Source organism: Streptomyces sp. BK340 (genome assembly GCF_007827595.1).
GTDB lineage: Bacteria > Actinomycetota > Actinomycetes > Streptomycetales > Streptomycetaceae > Streptomyces.
Window position 1 is genome coordinate 26,395 of record NZ_VISR01000043.1, and the last position, 20,570, is coordinate 46,964.

Sequence of the window (20,570 nt, forward strand, 5' to 3'; positions counted from 1 at the left end):
GATGAGCGACATGAGCGAGACGAAACAGCACACCGTCGTCGACAGCCCTTACGGCCCCCTCACCCTCGTCGCCGACGACGGTGTCCTGTGCGGTCTCTACATGACCGACCAGCGCCACCGCCCGCCGGAGGAGACCTTCGGCAGCCTCGACGACACCCCCTTCGCGGACGCCGAGAAGCAGCTGGCCGCCTACTTCGCCGGCGAGTTGACGGAGTTCACCCTCGAACTCCGTCTGAACGGCACCCCGTTCCAGCGCAGTGTCTGGGACCAGCTGACCCGCATCCCGTACGGCGAGACCCGCTCCTACGGCGAACTCGCCGAGGCCCTTGGCAACCCCGGGGCGTCCCGCGCGGTCGGCCTCGCCAACGGGAAGAACCCGATCGGCATCATCGTGCCCTGTCACCGCGTCATCGGAGCGGGCGGCGGCCTCACCGGCTACGGCGGCGGCCTGGACCGCAAGCGCCGCCTGCTGGACTTCGAGCGGGGGACGGCCCTGTTCTAGCCGTCGTGCTCGGCCACCAGACGCCCCAGCAACGCGGGCAGCGCCGTACCGATCGGTTCCCGTACGACCTCGTCGGCGAGCTCGTCGTACGGTGTCGGTTCGGCGTTCACGATGACGAGCCGTGCCCCGTGGTCGGCGGCGACACCCGCGAGCCCGGCCGCGGGCTGCACGTGGAGGCTGGTCCCGACGGCGATGAACACCTGGCAGGCCTTGGTGATGGCGAGGGCCTCGCCGAGGACGACCGGGTCCAGCCGCTGGCCGAACATCACCGTCGCCGACTTCAGGATCCCGCCGCACTCCAGGCACGGCGGATCCTCCTCACCGGCCTCGACCCGGGCCAGCGCGTCCTCCATGGGACCGCGGGCGTGACACTTCGTGCAGACGACACTGCGTGCGGTGCCGTGCAGCTCCAGGACCTTGCGGGCGGGCAGGCCGGCCAGCTGGTGCAGCCCGTCCACGTTCTGGGTGATCACCCGCACCGGGACCCCGGACCTCTCCAGCTCGGCGATGGCCAGGTGCGCGGCGTTCGGCTCGGCCTGGAGCGTGCGGTTCTTGCGGCGCATCTGCCATGAGCGCCGCCGGATCTCCGGATCGCGCATGTAGTACTCGTACGTGACCAGCTTCTCGGCCTCCGGATCCCGCCGCCACAGCCCGTTGGGTCCGCGGTAGTCCGGAATGCCGGAGTCGCAAGGAATCGGCAGATGTAACACGCGTCGACGTGTGCCGTGAGCGAGGAGCGCTGTGGTGCGGTTCGTGAGTGCAGTGTTGCTTGTAGTGCCCTATATGTGCTGGCTATCGTCGTCGCCTAAAGCGCTTCTGCCCCTCTCTCGCGCAGAGACATGCGGTACTGATGTAGGGTCCACAGTTCACTCTGGACTCGCTCTGTATGTTCGCGGTCATCGTCGACACTTGAAATTCCCAGGGCGACTGAGAGCTCCGCGATACGGCGATCGACAGAGCGCTGGCGCACCTGGGAAAGGATGCTGCCCGCGTACTGCGCGTCGACGACGCGTCGCAAGACCGGTTCCACTGAGAGCTCCGTCACCATGGCCCGGACCTCATCGTCCGGAGCTACTTCGCGCACCCGGATCAAATACTTTTGAGGTTCCCGGGCGCCAGACGCAGCACCGTCCGCGTCCATGATCGCCTGGCGCACAGCCGCATATGGTGGGGCCGTGAATTCTTCGACGCTGAACGCGTCGAATGCCGGGGAAACCAGTTCCGGGTGCTGAAGCGCGAGCTTGAGAAGTTCACGCTCGGCAGCGAGCGCCGGATCGCGAAGACTCGTGGCCTCAGCTGTGCTTGCTTGCTCACGGGCCACACGGGCGAGTTGATTAACCCGTCTCACCACGAACATTGTGTCGAAAATACCCAAGATGCGAGCAAGTTCAAGGGCTACCTCATGCCGCATCCCCGAATTTTTGATTTGGGCGATTACAGGGGCAGCCTGGTCGAGTGCGGCGCTGCGGCCAGCAGGCGAAGACAGGTCGTAACGCATGGCGATCTGCTGGAGCACGAACTCGAAGAGTGGCGTGCGCGGCTTCACCAGATCGACCACTGCTTCGTCGCCTTTGGCTAGACGCAACTCGCAGGGCCCAGTGCCGTCTGGTGTGATGGCGATGTACGTTTCGGCAGCGAAATTTTGGTCATTGTCATATGTGCGTAGGGATGCCTCCTCGCCGACCGCTCTATCATTGAAGACGAAGACGGCTCGACCGATTCCGTCATCAGATAGCAGGCGACGTAGGAGTTTGATGTGGTCGCTGCTGAATGCTGCACCGCACGTGGTAATGGCTGTTGCGACCCCTGCCAGGTGGCAAGCCATGACGTCAGTGTGATCCTCCACTAGGACGACATGCTTGGTAATGGCGATTTCCTTCTTGGCGAGATCGATACCGTAGAGAATCTGGTTCTTCTTGTAGATCTCAGTTTCTGGAGTATTCAGATATTTAGGCCCATTGTCCATCTCGCGCAGTTTGCGTGCTCTGAATCCCACGACATTGCCACCAATGTCACGGATCGGCCACATTAGACGGCCACGAAAACGGTCTATGGGGCCCCGACGCCCTTCCTGGGCAAGTCCAGAGGCGATGATTTCACTGTTGGAGAAGCCCTCGCCTCGTAGGTACCGAACAAGATGGTCCCAACCCTGGTGGCTGTAGCCGACACTGAAGCGAACTGCTGCGGCCTGGTCGAAGCCGCGCTCAGCGAGGAATTCGCGACCGATGTTCGCCTCGGAGCTGGACATTAACTGCTTTGCGTACCAGACTGCGGCGAGCTGGTTAGCTTCAATTAGGCGGGCCCGCTTAATTGGATGATAGCCAGGTTCGTTGGCGAGTACGGTGATACCTGCGCGGCTCGCCAGCCATTCAAAGGCTTCCCCGGAAGATAGATGCTCGATCCGCATTATAAACTTTGCTACATCTCCGCCCTCCACGCAACCAAAGCAGTAGTAGACTCCCTTTTCGCGGTTCACGCTAATAGACTCTTCGGTTCCCTCATGAAACGGGCAGGGGCCACGGAACTCACGTCCGGCGCGACGTAGCTGAACGTACCGGGAAATGACAGAGTCGATTGACACGGCGCTTTTCAGGGCCTTCCAATCGCCTATTCTGATCCCAGTCTTGCTGCTGTCCGTTTCTATGCTATCTGCGTCTTTGTCGGGCGAGCGTCGATGGTTGCGCGCGGCGGCAATGGCGGAGACGGCTGCATTGCGCGTGAACGGAAAATCGCTGGCTGTGTCATCGACTCGACGGCCAGGCATGGGAAGGCCTTGGGAGAGTATCCGACTGCGCAACGGCACCCATAGGTCATCTAGCGTAAGAGTGCTCGCTTTTCCAGGGACGCCTTCACGGATTTGGCGTGTCAGCTCTCTCGTGAAGGACGTCAACTCGTCCTTCTGCTGGGCCAGTGGTACAACATGTGCCGCACCATCTGCTGCTGTCAGGGTATAGGTTCCTCGCACGTCGGTGGCATTGGCGAGGGCGGTGGAATGGCCTGAGAGAGCTTGAAGGGCACGTCCGGAATAGCAGCAATCGAGAACGGCAATCTTCACCCGCGCAGGCGAAAGAAGCAGCGCCTCTCGAACCTGACCATAAGATAGCCCAGTAATGTCGGCGTGCTCTGAAAGTGTGTCACTGAAGACGAGACATAGCTCGCCTTTCTCTGTCATCGTTCCGTGCCCTACGAAAAAGACCAAGAAGGTTCCTGTGGTCTCCTGGGCGAGGCGGCGTAGCTGCACTACAAACTTGTGATCGTACATTGGATCTTTGATCACACTGACGTCTTCTACGGGCCAACCGCAGAGGTTCGGATCCGTGAGCACCTTATACATGTCGCGAAGACTATTTGCTGCTGCGGGTACTGGAGGGAACGCCTCATCGTCAAAGCGAGACACACCGATCAACACCGCGTGATTGCTGGGATCATTGCTCATTGAGTGCATCCTTGATGAGCCGAAGCAGTTCCTCCTCGCTCACAGCGCTCGTGCTGTTTCGAACAATCTCGACGGAGCGGCCTTCTAGGGTGACCGCAATCTTTTGTTCGGTGCGTCGGCCACTCAGCCATGCCTGCAAAGATGAGACGAGCGCGGTGGCGATACCACCCGAGCCAATGGCTACACTGATCAGCTCGAAGGCTCCGCCTAGTTCGTCCTCGCGAGGGGAGCGGCGCCTTGTACGGACAAGACCCTGGAGCGCACGTTCGGTGCGCAGCCACTGAACTAGCGATACGAACTCCTCAAGCGTGGCGCTGCCGCTCAGGGATACCTGTGCTTCCAAGTGGGCCCCTCCCCAATCCCAGCCCGGAGGATGCGGTCCGGGCAGGCACCGTCCTAGCCAAATCATGCCAGGTGGGATGACCGTACAACTGACAGTCGCCTCGGACGAGTTGTACTGCCCACGGAGTGTCCAACACCTCGCCGGGTGCCTGTGGCAGCCGGTCTCAGCTCGCAGTCAGGCATCGTTGGTGCTGAACGGCGCACGTCGTAGTACGTGCGTCCGGCGAGGATCACCTGAGGTAGGTCTACTGATGACGCTGCGTACGCAACGAACTCAGGAGATCGGGCAGCGCGGAGCCGATGGGGGCCCGTATGACGTCGTCGGCAATGTCGTCATATGGCGTCGGCTCGGCGTTGACAATGATCAGGCGGGCGCCGTGGTCGGCTGCGATGCCTGCGAGGCCGGCGGCTGGCTGGACTTGGAGGCTGGAACCGACGGCGATGAACATGTGGCATGCCTTGGTGATCGCGACGGCCTTGCCCAGCACCATTGGGTCGAGTCGTTCGCCAAACATCACAGTGGCGGACTTGAGGATGCCGCCGCACTGAAGGCACGGCGGATCATCCTCGCCGGCCTCGACCCGGGCAAGGACGTCGTCCATGAGGCCGCGGGCGTGGCACTGCGTGCATACGACGCTGCGAGCAGTGCCGTGCAGTTCGAGCACTTTGCGGGCAGGCATGCCGGCGAGCTGATGCAGTCCGTCTACGTTCTGCGTGATGACCCGGACCGGGATGCCGTACTGCTCCAGCTCGGCGACGGCTCGGTGCGCGGCGTTCGGCTGGGCGTGGAGCGCGCGGTTCTTCCGACGCATCTGCCAGGACCGCCGACGGATCTCCGGATCGCCCATGTAGTGCTCGTACGTGACGAGCTTCTCGGCCTCCGGATCCCGCCGCCACAGCCCGTTCGGACCCCGATAATCAGGGATCCCTGAATCCGTGGAGATGCCTGCGCCACTGAGTATGGCCACGAGAGGGCTGTTCATGGACCGAGAGTAGGACGACTGCATCGCTGGGGCGAACGGGTATCGGGTGCGACCCTTGGGCGGCCATACAAATCGGCCCGATCGGCAAGAAGTTGTTGCCGCTGACGGTCAAGAACGCGGGTCAGGCGTCCGCGTCGAGTGGTCACGAGCGCTGACGGGAGCGAGGCAGCAAATAGTGATGGAGGCGCTGGCGGGGCCAGTGAGGACAAGGTGACCGCTGCGCTGACCTCCGTAGGGGCTTCTTGCCGACAGTAGCCGGCGCGCTCCCAGAGCAAGCCGTCATCGCCCCTGCCAACGCCGGGAGACTCTCGACGGTGGTTTGTCTGAGCCTTGGACTTGTCGCGATGCAGCCCCTCTGAGCCCCCTCCAATAAGGGGGCAATCGCCGTCGGCCCCTGATTGGGGCGTCCGGTTGGAGGGGAGGTATTCTAACTACCCTTCTTGCCGCATGCCGGCCATTCTTGTCCATAGGATATATGCACCTTGTTGTTATTTGGGTCATGCCATTCCCACTTGCGGAGGCAAGCCTCCCGAAACTTTATACTTTTCGTGAATCCATGTGGCCAACAGGTCTGTTGATTTACTAGCGCACCATCAAGGCTCTTTGCTCCTGATATGCTTGTGTGACTGAGATCCGCAGACCGTAGATCGGCCCCACTCAAATTTGTGTTAGCGAACTCGGAACCTGAGAAGTGCGCTCCTAGAAAGTCGACGCCTCTCGCATCGGCGCCTTCAAAGTGGGAGTTTTCAAGTATTGAATCCTCGAACTTCACCCCAATTCCACTCAGATGGGTGTTCCGGAAGTCGGCATCCCGCATCTGCTTGCCGCTGAAGTTCATGCCATTGAGTTTATGATGGCCAGGCTCGAAGCCCGGTAGATCGGCGGCAGTTGCCACACTGGATTTCCAGGTCGACTCATCTTGGCTCTGCTGCAGCGAATATTGTACGGCAAATAGTGTGAAAGTGACGGCTAGGCTCGTCAAAATCCCCGCACCCAAACCGGCTAGCAGTCCAGTGCGTCCCACATTAAGATTTCCATCACCTTGTACTGGCTTACGAAGCCATCTGGCTATCCGCCAGCGAGATACTTTTCCTGGATCCCGCGCCATGATCCATGCAATCGTCAAAAGCAGGAGCCCAGTAGCGGCCAAGGATACAAACCAAATCTTTTCTCCGGAAGTCCAGCTATTCCACCACCACATCGAGCATCAACCTTTCCGATGTTCCGCGACCTCGACTGCATCACCGTTGCATGGAACGAGTGCTTCGGCACGTCGGAAGCCACGCATATGCTCCACTCTGGTGACGATGCCGCCGTAGCGCATTGGCCCGACGCAGGAGGGGGGAAGTGAAGGTCGAGTCATGCAGTCTCGGCCGTATGGGTGGAGTCTAGTGAGCACTGCGGCATCGCAGATAAGGGAGCCCTGCACATAGTGAAACTGCACTACTTGCGAAGTAGGAGTTGTAAGCTCCTAATGTGGGCGCTCGTAGCGGGGTTCGCGGCAGGTGGGTGCAATGCGGGAAGTCAAGTCGGTCAAGTGCCGACTACTGGCAACTCCACAGTCAGTACCTCAGTGAACGCCAACGTCTGGCAGAAGTGGTCTCTGACGCCACTGCTCCCGCCCCCTGAACCTCCAACCGACAAGCCGGTAAAGCTTTCCACTACCGGATCAGTTCCGATTTTGCGACGTGTTCCTACAAGACAGAAGGTCGTATTTATCACCGTCGATGACGGAATGGAAAAAGATGCCAAGTTTTTGGAAATGCTACAGGACTTGAAAACGCCGATCACGATGTTCCTGGCGAATGATGCCATTAAGTCCGACTATGGGTACTTCAAGCGGCTTCAGCAGATGGGAAACCAAATTCAAAACCACACCCTCCATCATCCCGTCATAAGTGCGCTTCCGCTGAGTCGTCAAAAGGAGGAAGTGTGCGGCGCTCAGAAGGCATTTACCGAACAATACGGTACCCCACCGCTGTTTTTCCGTCCACCCTACGGTGTATACAACGACAACACTGTGGTGGCAGTGAATGAATGCGGGCCCCGGGCGATTATCTGCTGGACTGAGTACATGCGCATCACTAAACTCCGATACCAGGAAGCGGACAAGAAGCTCCGGCCGGGCGACATCATTCTTACTCATTTCCTCGGGTCGGAGGCGATGACGGGAATGTTTAGAAGTCTACTAAAACAGGTCCAGCAACAGGGGTTCTCCGTGGCGCGTCTTGAGGATTACATTCAGTCGCCCAGGGCGATTCCGTCTAACCGTCGCCAAACGTGGCCGAGACGTTGAGATCGCCGGCAGCGCCGAACCGTCCGGAGTGCGACCGACGTGGCCTTCTCCGGTGACCGGACCAGTTTGTCTTGGGTGTTGAGTCCTACCACTTCGGCGTCTGGCTCGCCCGTAGAGTGCCAGCGGCGAGTAGGTGCCTACGCAGCTCCGGCGTCGGCTTTGACCGGTTACGCGCATTTACGTGGGCGAGCACTCGATCGGGTGATGAGGCGAGCTGAGCATCTTGGCTCCGTACCGGCGCACGAGGCGATAGCTCTTGCTGTCGCTAGGACGGTCTTCCCCTGGGTACCGTCATGGTCGTGTCCGGTGCACGCTGGGTTGGTCACCCGTAGGCGTGGGCTGGTTGATCGCGCGCGACTAGGGGAGCTGGTACGGGCATGGCGGTTGACGCTGCTCGATCGGAAGAGGGGTTCACGTCGGCAAGGGCTACGCGGGTGATGAGTGCCGCGTGTCGGGCTGCGGGGCTCGATGACAGAGGCGCTGAGCTGATCCGGCTGGGAGAGAACGCGCTGTTCCGACTGGCCACGGCGCCAGTGATCGTTCGAGTGGCTCGGGGCGAACCGTGGTTGCCGAAGGCTCGTGTCGAGGTTGCTGTGGCCAGGTGGCTAGCCGCAGAGGGGTTCCCGGCGTCCCGACTCGTTGGCGGCCTGGAACAGCCCTTCCTGATCGACGGCCACCCGGTGACCTTCTGGCGTCTCATTGTGGAGGGCGACCGTAAGGCCACGTACGCCGAACTGGGCGGCGTCCTGAGCGACCTGCACTCCATGACGGTGCCCACGGGTCTTGAGCTGCCGGCGTTCGATCCCTTCGGCAAGCAAGAACTGCGGATCAGTAAGGCGCCGATCCCAGACGATGACCGGGTCTTCCTCCGCAAGCGGTGGCAGGAGCTGCGGGGCCAGTTCGAGGAGTTGAGGTTCGAGACTCCGAAAGGGCCGGTGCACGGGGATGCCCACGTGCAGAACCTCATGGTGAACGATCGGGATGAGGTGATCCTGATCGACTTCGAGGCCTTCTGCTTCGACCACCCGGAGTGGGACCTGATGGTCACGGCGGTCGAGCATTACAGCCTTGGGTGGCAGACCGATGAGCAGTACGCGGACTTCGTGCGGGCGTACGGGCGGGACCTGTACGACTGGCACGGTTATGACACGCTCCGGCGGCTCCAAGAGTTCGGCATGACGACGTGGCTCATGCAGAACGTCCAGGAGAACGAGGAGACGGCGGCCGAGTACCGCCGGCGCATCGCTGGATTGCGTAACGACGATGCTCCGCGGGATTGGCGTCCCTGGTAGCTGCTACTCGTCCTCGTCGTCCAGGCGGGCGAGCGCTTCGCTTACCTGCTCGTTGAAGGCGACAACGGCGGGGTGCGCGGCGTGTGCGCTGACTTCGGCCTGGAAGTCGGTGACGTAGCGCTGGAAGCGGGAGGACTGGAGGGAATCGCCGCCGTCAACGGCAAGACTCGCGGTGGTGACGGCGGCTTCCAGCTCGCCGTTCAGTAGCTGGCTCTGGGCGAGCACCATGCGGCAGAAGCCCAACGTGCGGGCGTATTGCGGATCGGTGCTGTCGACGGCGCGCTGTGCGTGCTCGACGGCTTCCCGTCGCATCTTCAAGTCCCGGAAGCAGTGGCAGAACTCGCCCAGGAGTTCGGCGTCATCGAAGTAGCTCAGCCATGCTGGGTCATCGGCACCTTCGGCACGCTCGAAGTGTCGTTCCGCTTGATTCATCGCCTCGGACGCTCCGGCTCGGTCGCCGGCGTTGGAGAGTGCACGGGCCTCCATCGCCCAGTAGTTCGCCATGGCTCGCGGGGTGGCTTGGCCTTTGGCGCCCTCGACGGCTGCGCGGGCAAGCCGGATGGCTTGGGCGTGGTTGCCCAGGTAGTTGGCCTGGTGGCTGAGGTTGCCCAGGATGCGTGCACCGAACATCCGGTCATTGATGACCTGGGACAGGCGCAGTGTGGAGGTGAGGTAGCGGTGGGCAAGCCGGTGGTTGCCGACGTCGTATGCGGTCCATGCGAGCAACTGCGAGACCTCGGCGGCGGCCCCGAACAGCGCTGTACCTACCTTCTCGCTGTAGCTGGCGTTCAGCAGGGGAAGCACCTCATGACGGAAGTAGTGGCGTAATGCCTTGTGGCCGTGGCCTCCGCCGTACTTGAAGTCGAGCTGCATAAACATCGAGGCTGCATCCCTGATCGCCCGTACGTCACGCATGCCGACTCGTTGGTGCGCAGGCTTGTCGGCCTGGATGCCGTCAGGCCGCGCGATCATCCATGACAGGACAGCTGAGCTGAGGTCGGCGTCCGCAATGATCAGTTGGTCTGAGGCGGGGGTGTCGGCCGGCTCCTGCGCAAGGCCGTCCAGCATGGACAGGGCCTCGGGAACCGTGCTCGGGTAGCCGATCGGCTCCGGGGCAGTCGGCCGCGTGTGGTCGAAGAAGCCGAGATCGCCCGGTGTGATGCGGCGGCCCAGCTTGGCGCTGAGGACGTCGGCCATGATCGCTGCCGTCTGCGGTTTGATGCCGATGCCGTCTCGCCAGCGCTGCACAGCGATGTGTGTCGTTCCGAGACTGATGCCTCGCTGGGCGGCAGCGTCCTTCATCCGCTTGGCCAGCCCCTTGTTGGAGACCTTCGCCTCGTCCATGACCGCGATCAACTGAGCGTTCGGTTCTCGGCTCATGCTCCCCTGCCAACCCGAGGATTACGGCGAGTGTTCATCGTGTCACAGCAGTGTCGCGTTGGGGGGTTCATTGGTGAACCCCCTTCGCATTTGCCGGTGGTCACGTGAACCCCCCGATGAACGCTCCCGGCCAAGCCTGCCGCGCCGTTCACTGGTCACCACTGTTGGGCGGGCCAAGTGGCTCGCCAGTGCACGGGAGGGAACGCGGTGGAAGCGCGGCAGAGCAAACACACAGCGAACGCCCCGACGGTGGGCGCTCCGCACCGCTCGTGGCACGACCCCTCTAGCGGCCACTTCCGGGCGCTGACGGTCTACGCAGAGGACACGGACTGCGTGAAGGCCGCGCGGGACATGGTCGGCTCCTACCTCACGACCTGGAGCTTGGGGTACGTGGTCGATGACGCGAAGCTCGTCGTATCGGAACTGGTCGGCAACGTCGTCCACCACGCCGTACCGGATGAGCGCCTGTCGATGCCCGGTGCGAAGAGGCGCATCGACGTGTGGCTGATCAACTGGCCGGGGCTGCTGGGGATTGGTGTCTTCGACGAGGACTCGAATCCTCCCGACCTCCCGGCGGGTGAGTTTCTCTCGCCGGATCTGACTGGCGACTTCGTCGAAGCGCTCGTACCGGATCGGGGACGCGGCCTGATGATCGTTCAGCGCCTGGCCGATGCGGTCTGGTGGTCACCGGGGCTGAAGGGTGCTGGCAAGTCAGTGTGGTGCCGGTTTGATCTTGATCGCGTCTGGGCCGATTGGTTCGAGTCGTCGGCCTGACAGACGCCGGGTCGCCGCTCTTGCTCTGCTCCCTCGCGATCGGGAGCTGGGCGGCGGCCCGGTAACTGGTCGGAGCCTGACCACTCCGGCCGAAGGGGCGCGGTCTCTCGGACGGCCCGGGGGCTCCCCTCCCGAGCGAGAGTCCGCGCTTCACATCCCCATATAGGCCGGGCCACCCCGTCAGCCCTGGAAAGCGAAGGGTGGCCCGGCTGGGAACACGGCGGTTCCCGGTGCCTGATGGTACCGGGGCCGCCGTGCTGCGTTTTAGCCCTGGTCCAAGGAAATTGATGATCCGTTACCTAGATCAGGGCAGAGGTGGCAAGGTGACTGGCTCGGGTGAGGGCTGGCTGAACGATGGTCTCGACCTGTCGGGGACGGACTCCGGTCTCTGGGTGTCCGGGGTGGACTACATCTCCGGTTGGCGTGAGGCGCGTGAGGCTGCTGACCGGCTGAATCGCGCGCTCCTGGGCGCGGGCTTGGACCTGTCCGCCGTGCGGGCCGTCGCGTCCACGAACGAGGACGGGCGCGGAGTGGTGCGGCTGACGGGCTGGCCGGCCGTCGTGGACCGGCTCGCTCAGCTCCTGGACGCACGCGCGGACAGCGATGGCGGTGCAGCGTGAGGGGCGTTTCAGCTGGTCAAGTCTGCGTGAGGTCGGCGACTCCCCTGCTTGATGCCTCAGCCACAGACAGTCAGCCACGACGATGCCGTGCGGCGAGAGAGCTGGCACGCGTATGTCTCGCTCAGCCACCCACCGGCAGCAACCACGCTTCCGTGTTCTTGATCGTCGCAGCCGGTACGGACCGAGGCTCGGCACTGATGAGTGGTCGACACCTCGACTCCTTGGGCGTGCTGTGGGCGGGGGTGCCGGCCGACCGGACGGGACCGGCGTCCACGCCGCACGCCCGGCCGGGGCGGCCGGGCGCCCCGGCGCGCCGCAGGTGCGCCCTTGAGGAAGTGAAGGCGGTTTCGACCGATCGTTGTCGGCGCTCAGGCGCGGGGACGTCGTGCGGGCTGCTTGTCGGCGGTGATCCGGTAGGCGAGTTCTGCCCGGTCGGCGCCGAAGCGCAGTTCTTCGAGGATCAGCGGGCGGTCGTCGGTGCCGTGCGCGACGCGGCTGACGTGCAGGATCGGTGTGGCGTCCGGGAGCTGGAGCGTGGTGCGCTCGTCGGGCAGGGGCATGCGTGCCCGTACGGCCTCGGTCCAGCTGAGCTTGTGGCCGGCCTGAGTGAGCACCCAGTAGAGGGCGGCCGATGGCTTGCACGGTTCCTGACCGAGCAGGGGAACTCCCTCGGCAACTTCGAACGGGATCAAGGTGCGATGCATGGCGCGCGTCCCGGTGCTGGGGTCGGTGAGCAGTCGGTCACAGCCGAACAGGGCTTCCTCGGCTCCGAGTTGGAGGAGTCGGCCCGTGGCCTTTGTCGTGCGGGTGCGGTAGGTGCTCGGCTCCTCGGCCTCCTGCCAGATGTCACCGCTGGGCATCATGAACTTGCCGTCGCTGGTGCGGCTGACGCCCCGTTCCAGGGTGAGGACGGGCTGACCGCTGGAGCGGACAAAGCTGCCTTTGCCGTGCCGGACGTCGATGAGCCCTTCGGCCCGCAATGCCGCAATGGCGTTGCGGACGGTCGGCCGGGAGACACCGTAGCGAGTCATGAGCTGTGCTTCGGACGGCAGCAGGGACTCAGGCGCGAACTCGCCGGACAGGATCGCCTCACGGATCGCGGCGGCCACCTGCTGGTAGAGGGCTCCGGGGCGCTGGATCTCCGACATTCGGTCATCTCCGGGTGGAAGTCATAGGCACGTCGCACGCGCGACATCACTCGTCAGTATAAGTAGTTGCGCCACCGCCGTACAGAGCTCCATAGTCATCACTCGTAAGGACAAGTGACGTCAGGATGTGACTGGCGTCCCGACTGGCCAAGGAGGCCAACGAAATGCAGTCCATTCCCGTGGACACGGCGCGACTGGGCGTACTGCGGTGCGCCATCGCTCCGGAAGCAAAGCTCAGCAATACCGAGACGCAGGAGGTGAAGAGGGACCGGGACGGCAACCCGGTGTGGACCGTGGCTGTCACCGTGCGGCAGGACGGACGGCGGATCTCCGTCATCGAGATCGCCGTGAGCGGTCAGCCGAAGGGCATCGAGGAAGGGCAGATCGTCAAGGTCACGGGCCTGACCGCGTTCATGTGGTCGATGGGGGACCGGCACGGCGTCAGCTTCCGCGCCGATGCGATCACCCCTGTGACCGGTCTGGCGCACGCCAAGGGCGGTGACGCCTGATGGGGCCGATCCTGCTCGCCCTCGGCCTGGCCGTGCTGGCCTGGGTGCTCGTCGTCGGTGACCTGGTCCGCCGGCACCGCCCCGTCTGGCACTGGTACCTGATCGGCTATCCGGTCACCGCCTGCCGGGTCGTGTTCACCTGGCGCAAGGTGGCGATGCTCAACGACCTCGCCGTGTCCAAACGTCCGCCGCGTGGGCTGCTCGGCGACTTGGTCGTCAAGGGTGACCCGCTGCGGCCGGTGGCCCCGCGGATCTCCTTCCCGCGCGCCACACGTATGGGTTTGACGGTGCTGGTCCGGCTCCATGCCGGGCAGACCCCGGCGACCTTCCTGAAGGCCGCTGACGCGTTCGTGCATGCGTGGAAGGTTCATGCGGTCCGGGTCGCCTCGCCCGAACGCGGGCTCGTCATGCTGACGGCGACGGCCACTGATCCGCTTGAGCGGCCCGGCTTAGCGTCTGCTCCGGCGGAGTTGCTGTCGGCGCTCATCGGGGTCCTGGAGAGCGGCGGCGCCTGGGTGATGAACCTGCGGCTCGTGCCCCACTGGCTCATCGCTGGTGCCACTCGCTCGGGTAAGTCCACACTGCTGGCCCGGCTGATCACCCAGCTCGCCCCGCAGCCGGTCGCCCTGGTCGGCATTGACTGCAAGGGCGGCATGGAACTGGGTCTGTTTGCTGACCGGCTCAGCGCGCTGGCCACCTGCCGACGCGAAGCGGTCGCCGTGCTCTCCGCGCTCGTGATCGACATGCAGGCCCGCACGAGCGCCTGCCGGTCGGCCGGGGTGCGCTCCATCTGGGAACTGCCGGACAAGCTCCGGCCGGTGCCGGTCGTCGTGATCGTGGACGAGATCGCCGAACTGTACCTGTCCGACGGCACCCGTGAGAGCAAGGCGGAAGCCGAACAGTGCTCCACCCTCCTGCTCCGGATCGGGCAGCTCGGCGCCGCGCTCGGCCTGCACCTGGTCATCGCCGGTCAACGCGTCGGCTCCGACCTCGGCGTCGGCGTCACCGCGCTGCGGGCTCAGCTCGGCGGCCGGATCTGCCACCGCGTCAACGACCCTGCCACGGCCGAAATGACCCTGGGCGACCTGAACAAGGACGCCGTAGCGGTCGCCCAGTCGATCACTGCGGAGGAACGCGGCGTGGCCGTCTGCACCGGCCCCGACGGCGGCTGGAGCCGCGCCCGCTCCCACCTCACCCCGACCGAAGAAGCCGTCTCCACGGCGCGGAAGTACGCCGCGACGGCCCCGGAACTGCCCGCCCTGAACCGCGCCCTCGGGGTGCCGGAAGGAGACGACAAGTGATCAGCGAAGGTACGGCGTTCACGTTCTCGGTGATCTTCGGGATCATCACCGTCCTCCTTGTCCGCTCCCGCGACATGCGCGCCTGGGAAGCGGTCTGCGTCGGCCTCTTCGGCCTCTACCTGGGTCAGACTCCCGTGGTCTTCACCGTCCACGGCCTCGTGACCTGGCTCATCAGCGGCTTCGCCCACCACTGACCCGAAGGGACACACAGCCATGCCCATGCCTCGCGTGAGGTGCCCCCACTGCAAGGGCGACGGAGCCCGCAAGACCTGGACCGGTCGCACGCGCCGCTGCCGCGTCTGCCGGGGCACCGGAACCATCCGCTGACCACCAACCCGCCCCCGACACGGAGGTGATTTCCATGACCCACGCCGCACCACCAGCCGTCCATGCCCCTGCCGCCTCGGCGGCCCACCCCGGAAGGTCACCACCATCACCTCGGACTTCACTCCGGCTGACCGGCGCGCCGCCTTCGACCGCGCGGCGCGTCTGCGTCAGCTCCCCGAAGCAGATCGCGACGCAATCCGCCTCGCTCAAGACCCGAAGTTCCCTCGCCTGCTGGAGCAGATCACCGCTACCGGCGGCTGCTCCCACCCCGTCCACCTCTCCGGCTCCACCATCACAGTGGACGGGACGACCGGCGAGATCCTCCACCACTACGACACCCGCAGCGAGCCAGGGGAACGCCTCCTCGTCCGCTGCCGCAACCGCCGCGCAAGCATCTGCCCGGCCTGCTCCCGCCTCCATGCCGGCGATACCTACCACCTCGTCCGCGCCGGCCTCCTCGGCGGCAAGAACGTCCCCGATGCCGTCCGTTACCGCCCCCGGCTCTTCGTCACCCTCACCGCTCCGTCTTTCGGGCCGGTGCACCGGCCATCGGAGCTGTGCCGTCCCCGCCGCGACGGCGGCACCTGCGAACACGGCCGTCCCCTCGGGTGCGGTCTCGTCCACGCGCCCGACGCACCTAGTGTCGGCCAACCACTCTGCCCCGACTGCTACGACTACACCGCCCACGTTCTGTGGCACGCACACGCCTCCAAGCTCTGGGACCGCTTCGTCATCGACGTCCGGCGGCGCCTCGCATCATCTGTCGGCCTGGTGCAGTCCCACTTCGCCCGGCACGCCCGGCTGTCCTTCGCCCGCGTCGCTGAGTACCAGAGGCGGGCGGCCGTCCACGTCCATGCCGTCGTCCGCCTCGACGGCCCGACCGGACCCGGAGACGAACCCCCGGCCTGGGGCACGGCGGAACTGCTCATCGATGCCTTACGCGCCTCCGCCCGGCGAGTCCAGGTCCGCACGTCCTACAGCCCTGCCGTGGGTGAGCTGAACCTGCGCTGGGGCGCCCAGATAGACGCACGGCCCCTACGGATCGACGGCGACGGCCCTGATGATGACGCGGTGGCCGCGTACGTCGCCAAGTACGTCACCAAGGGTGCGAGCGACATAGGTGCCGGCACTGACTACCGACTCTCGACCTGGGGCGACATCGAGTCGGCGCGGGTGAGCAAACACGTCCGTGTCCTCATGCGGACCTGCTGGCGCCTCGGCGGCCTTCCCGAGTACGCGCCACTCCGCCTACGCGCCTGGGTTCACACCCTGGGCTACCGGGGCCACATCCTCACCAAGTCTCGCGCCTACTCCACCACCTACGCAGCGCTCCGAGCTGAACGTGCCCATCGCCAGGGGCACACCGTCGTGCCCGAAGCGAACACCGAACGGCACTGGCGCTACGTCGGTTCCGGCCACACCCCTGGTGCTGCGCTCATAGCCGCTGGCGTCGCCGAAGATCTCGCCGTGTTGCGGGAAATCTCGCGTGATGGGCATCCTATATCGTCGGCGGAGGCGGACCACTGACCGCGCGAGCGGACGGCTCGGAGGCAGCCGGCTGGGCGTGGGCCAGGGAACAGGCTCGTAAGGCGCCGAAGTGGTCCGACGCTCGCTGGCGCCAAGTGAACGCCATTCTTGGCTTGGAGGTCTCCAAGGGACCGGCCCGCGGTGGCAAGCGCGCCTCGTGAGGAGACCTCCTGCCACCTGCTACTCAGTCCTCATCCCGATAGATGGGCGTGAGCCTGTTCCAGACCGGACCGCCTGGGCGGACAGCGGGACTCACGAGGACCGTCAGCAGCGTCTTCTCCACGTACGCCCTTCGTTCCACAAAGTCGAGGTTGTCCCACTCGCTCCGCAGATCGACAGGCTTCCCCTGCACGAGGAGCATCCGACGGCGCCACTCGTTGCGCTCCTTCACAAGCCGCCTCTCCGTGGCCTCTGCCTTGGAGAGGAACGCGAAGAACCGCTCCTTGCTGACAAGGCGCTGGTTCCGCTGCTCCGTCCAGTCGGCGATGTCCTCCCTGATGCGCGCAAGCTCCTCTTCGCCGGACCATTCGGCCGGCACCGCCATCGCTTCGCGCTCCTCGGCCTCCTGCTCGTACTTGGCTATCACCAGCATCTTGAGCGCTTCATCGGTGTCCGGGCCCGAGATGCGGATGCCGCCGCACCCGTAGCCGCTGCGCTTGTCGGGGCAGGTGTAGTAGAAGAACCCTTCGGGCTTCTTCCTGCTCGCGGGTGCTTTCATGGCGCGGAGTCGACCGCCGCAACCGTTCTTGTCGCACCGGAGGATGCCGGAGCCGAGGTATTTGCGAGCGTTGTAAGCGTCGCCTGGCTCGGGATTGCGGCCGATGGCCTCGGTGACTGCCTTCCAGTCGGCTACTGAGATGATCGGCTTCCACTGCCCCTTGACCGGCTTCCCGTCGTCATCGAGGACGGTCTCGACCCTGACGCTCTCCGTGCCCGTCTCCGGATTGAACTCCCGTACCTTGCGTGAACGGTAGCCACAGATTCGGGGGTTGCGGAGAACCTGCTTCACAGTCTCCTTGCTCCACCGGTTGCCCAGCACCGTTGTGATGCCCTGCTTGTTCCAGTCGGCCGCGATCGTTCGCGGGGAGGCTCCTGTGAGAACACGCTCGACGGCCTTGCGGAGCGCGGCTGCTTCCTTGGGTTCGAGCGTGCGCTTGTCGTCCTTGTAGCCGAAGGGGCGGGTGCTCCCTGTGGGGATCCCTGCTTGCTGCAGGGCGCGGTGCTTGCGTCGGACGCGCCGGGCCGTGTCGGCGCTCGACTTGTTGGCCACGGTCACGAGCAGGCGCGCGACTGTCCGGCCGTTGTCCGTGAGGAGATCAAGGGTGCCCGTGATGTCGATGATCGGGCGGCGGAAGTTCTCCACCACTTCGATGGCGTCTTCGAGGTGGCGGTTGTCGCGCGTCAGGCGGTCGATGTCGTAGACGATGAGACCGTCCAGCCGTTGACCGTCCGGTGTTGTGCCGCGCTTGAGGTCCTCCAACGCCCCCTCGAACACCGGCCGGATCACACGATAGGCGACCGTGCCATCAGGTTGCCGTACGCGCTTGCGCTTCCACGCCGATGTGTCGGGTTCCTCGTACGTGTAGACATGCCGGCCTCCGCGACTCTCGACGAACCGGCGTCCGTCCTTCTCCTGCTCCTGGCGGCTCTTGATGTCCCTGCCCGTCGCCGGGCGCCACTTCGGCCCGTCTTCGGCCGGGCGAGCCGACGGCGTTGCGCTCGGAGCCGAGGAGGTCAGTTCGTCGGCGTCCGGTTCCAGGGACAGCCGGACCAACACCGCCCAGTTCTGCCCTTCCAGGTCGCCCCAGTGCGCTCGCTGAACTAAGTCTTCGGTCATGGGGCGAGGTTACTTCTGCCGATGCTCTGCTCGGTGGAGATGCCGGCCCCGCTCAGCACGGCGACGAGGGGCTTGCTCATGCGGTCGAGGGTAGGCCGGGCGGGCCGGGGGCCGCGAGTGGATATCGATCGGACGGCGGGCCGGCGGCGGAGCGTTCGCAGGAGGCGACGGCCGGCACGTGACGCGCCGAATGGGGCGGTAATGGTCCCTAGCCGCCCAAGCCCCATCGCACGCCCGCCACAACCCCGAGCGCCACGGCAGGAACCACCCACCCCCACCCCATGACCCGCCGCACCGACGGCAGGAGCCACAAACCCGTCGCCGCACCGGCAGCCCCGATGGTCAGGACGCAGGACAGGACGATGCCGGCGTATGCGTCGTTGTCCCAGGAGCCTGACGGGCGGATGGTCAGCGCGGTCCAGCAGAAGTACGCGGCGATGAGGGTGAGCAGGGTCAGGGGGACGGCGAGGACCGGACGGACACAGCCGCGGTCGTCGTCGGGGTGGGCGGGACGGGGCATCGGGGTGGCATGTTCCTCGCGGGCGGTGGAGTGGACCGTTTCGGTGCGTGGCTCCGGATGCCAGTGTCCCGCACGGCCCAGGTGGCCACCGTACAAGTACCGCCGGGACCGGAGCGCCCGGCGTGTGCGCCCTCCTGCGGTCGTGCCCGGATACCGGGCTACTGCCGTGCCCGCATGCCGAGTTCGGCCAGGTGGGCGAGGACGGGGAGGGCCGCGGTGATGGTCTGCTGCTCCTCGGGTGTCAACTCGCCGATCAGAGGCCGCAGATGGCGGGCCCGGTCCTCGTGCCGGGCCCGGCCGATCTTCCGGCCCTCCTCGGTGATGTGCACGAGGACGGCACGACCGTCGGTCGGGTCGGGGCGGCGTTCCACGAGTCCGTCCCGTTCGAGCCGGGTCACCAGCTGGGTGATGCCCGGCTGGCTCAACTGCTCCGTTCTGACCAGGTCCGTCAGCCGCGTCGGACCCCTGAAGGCCAGCGTGTCCAGCACCGACAGCGTCGTGAACGACAACTTCTGCACGGAGGCGAGCCGGATGTAGAAGCGGTTGAAGTTCTCGATCGCCCTGGTGAGGTCGTCGACGTCCAAGTCGGTTTGGTGGCTGGTGTTCTGAGGAGAGGTCACCCTGGAAATGTATCGCATGCTTATATAAGGTCGTGATGCACCACGTCCCCGCCCAGCGGTGATGTGTGGTCCGGCATCGCACCTCGGCGCAACGGCGCGTCAACCACCCAGCAGCGCAAGGTGAGGGACACATCGATGACTGTGCGCATCGGCATCAACGGTTTTGGACGCATCGGCCGCAACGTCTTCCGCGCGATGGCCGCGCGGGGCCCGGAGTTGGAGATCGTCGCCGTCAACGACCTCGGCGACGTCGACACCATGGCCCATCTGCTCGCCTACGACTCGATCCTGGGCCGCTTCCCGGAGGAGATCGCCGCCGAGCCGGGCGCGATCCGCGTGGGCAGCCGGACGGTCGAGGTGCTGGCCGAGCGCGACCCGGGCGCCCTGCCCTGGGGCGAGCTCGGCGTGGACATCGTGATCGAGTCCACCGGCATCTTCACCGACGCCGCCCGGGCACGCGCCCACGTCGACGGCGGTGCGAAGAAGGTCATCATCGCGGCCCCGGCCAGCGGCGAGGACATCACGGTCGTGCTCGGAGTCAACGAGGACGCCTACGACCCGGAGCGCCACACGATCATCTCCAACGCCTCCTGCACCACCAACTGCCTGGCCGTGCTGGCCAAGGTGCTGCACGAGAGCGTCGGCATCGAGGCGGGCATGATGACCACCGTCCACGCCTACACCCAGGACCAGAACCTCCAGGACGCCCCGCACAAGGACCTGCGCCGTGCGCGCGCCGCGGGCCTGAACATCGTGCCGACCTCCAGCGGCGCCGCCAAGGCCATCGGCCTGGTGCTGCCCGAACTGGCCGGCCGTCTGGACGCGTTCGCCCTGCGGGTGCCCGTGCCCACCGGCTCGGTGACCGACCTGACGGTGACCCCGAGCCGGCGCACCTCCGTGGCCGAGGTGAGGGAGGCGTACGCGGCGGCCGCGGCCGGGGCCTACAAGGGCCTGCTGTCGTACACCGAGGCGCCCCTGGTGAGCACCGACATCGTGGGCGACCCCGCCTCCTGCGTCTTCGACGCCGAACTGACCCGCGTCACCGACCGGCAGGTGAAGGTCGTCGGCTGGTACGACAACGAATGGGGCTACTCCAACCGTCTCATCGACCTCGCCCTGCTGGTGGGCGCCACCCTCTGACATGCCTGCCGCCCGC

At 65.1% G+C, this 20,570-nt stretch carries 20 protein-coding genes and 1 pseudogene; 10 read left to right on the forward strand and 11 right to left on the reverse strand.

Going from position 1 to position 20,570, the window contains the following annotated elements:
* The first annotated feature begins 10 nt into the window (after positions 1-10).
* Complete coding sequence (locus FB157_RS44050; RefSeq protein ID WP_145886996.1) at positions 11-502, forward strand: methylated-DNA--[protein]-cysteine S-methyltransferase; 492 nt, start codon at positions 11-13, stop codon at positions 500-502.
* On the opposite strand, the gene FB157_RS44055 is transcribed toward FB157_RS44050, so the two are convergent.
* The 6 genes and pseudogenes from FB157_RS44055 to FB157_RS49790 form a co-directional block, all read right to left on the reverse strand.
* Positions 499-1,212, reverse strand: a complete 714-nt coding sequence (locus FB157_RS44055) for a Sir2 family NAD-dependent protein deacetylase (RefSeq protein WP_145886998.1) — start codon at positions 1,210-1,212, stop codon at positions 499-501. The two genes, FB157_RS44050 and FB157_RS44055, sit on opposite strands and share 4 nt — an antisense overlap.
* A gap of 95 nt (positions 1,213-1,307) precedes the next feature.
* Complete coding sequence (dnaG, locus tag FB157_RS44060; protein WP_261386962.1) at positions 1,308-3,119, reverse strand: DNA primase; 1,812 nt, start codon at positions 3,117-3,119, stop codon at positions 1,308-1,310.
* Positions 3,120-3,491: 372 nt separating this feature from the next.
* Positions 3,492-3,947, reverse strand: a pseudogene (locus tag FB157_RS49135) (caspase family protein); the annotation flags it as partial.
* Positions 3,928-4,281 (reverse strand): effector-associated constant component EACC1, encoded by a 354-nt coding sequence (locus FB157_RS44065; protein WP_145887003.1) that lies wholly within the window; start codon positions 4,279-4,281, stop codon positions 3,928-3,930. The pseudogene FB157_RS49135 and the gene FB157_RS44065, both read right to left, overlap by 20 nt.
* A 244-nt stretch (positions 4,282-4,525) precedes the next feature.
* A complete protein-coding gene (locus tag FB157_RS44070; RefSeq protein WP_145887005.1) occupies positions 4,526-5,263 on the reverse strand; it encodes a Sir2 family NAD-dependent protein deacetylase in 738 nt (245 codons plus the stop codon).
* A gap of 427 nt (positions 5,264-5,690) precedes the next feature.
* Positions 5,691-6,464: a pentapeptide repeat-containing protein gene (locus FB157_RS49790; RefSeq protein ID WP_145887007.1), complete on the reverse strand. Its 774-nt coding sequence runs from the start codon at positions 6,462-6,464 to the stop codon at positions 5,691-5,693.
* Positions 6,465-6,836: 372 nt separating this feature from the next.
* On the opposite strand from FB157_RS49790, the gene FB157_RS44080 reads away from it, so the two are divergent.
* Both FB157_RS44080 and FB157_RS44085 read left to right on the forward strand, forming a co-directional pair.
* Complete coding sequence (locus FB157_RS44080; RefSeq protein WP_261386956.1) at positions 6,837-7,559, forward strand: polysaccharide deacetylase family protein; 723 nt, start codon at positions 6,837-6,839, stop codon at positions 7,557-7,559.
* 377 nt (positions 7,560-7,936) lie between these two features.
* Entirely contained in the window at positions 7,937-8,851 is a 915-nt protein-coding gene (locus FB157_RS44085) for a phosphotransferase enzyme family protein (protein WP_145887011.1), read from the forward strand.
* Between the two features lie 3 nt (positions 8,852-8,854).
* On the opposite strand, the gene FB157_RS44090 is transcribed toward FB157_RS44085, so the two are convergent.
* Positions 8,855-10,231 carry a sporulation protein gene (locus FB157_RS44090; RefSeq protein WP_145887013.1) on the reverse strand — a complete coding sequence of 459 codons (1,377 nt, stop codon included), beginning with the start codon at positions 10,229-10,231 and terminating at the stop codon, positions 8,855-8,857.
* A 207-nt stretch (positions 10,232-10,438) separates the two neighbouring features.
* Here FB157_RS44090 and FB157_RS44095 point away from each other — a divergent pair, with 207 nt between their 5' ends.
* Positions 10,439-11,005 carry an ATP-binding protein gene (locus FB157_RS44095; protein ID WP_145887015.1) on the forward strand — a complete coding sequence of 189 codons (567 nt, stop codon included), beginning with the start codon at positions 10,439-10,441 and terminating at the stop codon, positions 11,003-11,005.
* A 323-nt stretch (positions 11,006-11,328) separates the two neighbouring features.
* Complete coding sequence (locus FB157_RS44100) at positions 11,329-11,625, forward strand: hypothetical protein (protein WP_145887017.1); 297 nt, start codon at positions 11,329-11,331, stop codon at positions 11,623-11,625.
* A 368-nt stretch (positions 11,626-11,993) separates the two neighbouring features.
* On the opposite strand, the gene FB157_RS44105 is transcribed toward FB157_RS44100, so the two are convergent.
* Positions 11,994-12,773: a GntR family transcriptional regulator gene (locus FB157_RS44105; protein WP_145887018.1), complete on the reverse strand. Its 780-nt coding sequence runs from the start codon at positions 12,771-12,773 to the stop codon at positions 11,994-11,996.
* A 164-nt stretch (positions 12,774-12,937) separates the two neighbouring features.
* Between FB157_RS44105 and FB157_RS44110 the strand changes: the two genes are divergently transcribed.
* The 4 genes from FB157_RS44110 to FB157_RS44125 all read left to right on the forward strand — a co-directional run bounded on the left by FB157_RS44110 (position 12,938) and on the right by FB157_RS44125 (position 16,437).
* Complete coding sequence (locus tag FB157_RS44110; RefSeq protein WP_145887021.1) at positions 12,938-13,282, forward strand: hypothetical protein; 345 nt, start codon at positions 12,938-12,940, stop codon at positions 13,280-13,282.
* Positions 13,282-14,583 (forward strand): FtsK/SpoIIIE domain-containing protein, encoded by a 1,302-nt coding sequence (locus FB157_RS44115; protein ID WP_145887023.1) that lies wholly within the window; start codon positions 13,282-13,284, stop codon positions 14,581-14,583. The genes FB157_RS44110 and FB157_RS44115 overlap by 1 nt, the downstream gene beginning before the upstream one ends.
* A complete protein-coding gene (locus FB157_RS44120) occupies positions 14,580-14,777 on the forward strand; it encodes a hypothetical protein (RefSeq protein WP_145887025.1) in 198 nt (65 codons plus the stop codon). The genes FB157_RS44115 and FB157_RS44120 overlap by 4 nt, the downstream gene beginning before the upstream one ends.
* A 295-nt stretch (positions 14,778-15,072) precedes the next feature.
* Positions 15,073-16,437 carry a replication initiator gene (locus tag FB157_RS44125; RefSeq protein ID WP_145887027.1) on the forward strand — a complete coding sequence of 455 codons (1,365 nt, stop codon included), beginning with the start codon at positions 15,073-15,075 and terminating at the stop codon, positions 16,435-16,437.
* Positions 16,438-16,621: 184 nt separating this feature from the next.
* Here the strand turns inward: FB157_RS44125 and FB157_RS44130 are convergent, their stop codons facing one another.
* The 3 genes from FB157_RS44130 to FB157_RS44140 form a co-directional block, all read right to left on the reverse strand.
* Complete coding sequence (locus FB157_RS44130) at positions 16,622-18,274, reverse strand: recombinase family protein (RefSeq protein ID WP_145887029.1); 1,653 nt, start codon at positions 18,272-18,274, stop codon at positions 16,622-16,624.
* Between the two features lie 208 nt (positions 18,275-18,482).
* On the reverse strand, positions 18,483-18,794 hold the full coding sequence (locus tag FB157_RS44135; protein ID WP_145887031.1) for a hypothetical protein: 312 nt from the start codon (positions 18,792-18,794) through the stop codon (positions 18,483-18,485).
* 158 nt (positions 18,795-18,952) lie between these two features.
* Positions 18,953-19,414, reverse strand: coding sequence for a MarR family winged helix-turn-helix transcriptional regulator (locus FB157_RS44140; RefSeq protein WP_261386958.1), 462 nt, complete (start codon positions 19,412-19,414; stop codon positions 18,953-18,955).
* A 135-nt stretch (positions 19,415-19,549) separates the two neighbouring features.
* Here FB157_RS44140 and gap point away from each other — a divergent pair, with 135 nt between their 5' ends.
* Complete coding sequence (gene gap, locus FB157_RS44145; protein ID WP_145887035.1) at positions 19,550-20,554, forward strand: type I glyceraldehyde-3-phosphate dehydrogenase; 1,005 nt, start codon at positions 19,550-19,552, stop codon at positions 20,552-20,554.
* Positions 20,555-20,570 lie beyond the last annotated feature (16 nt).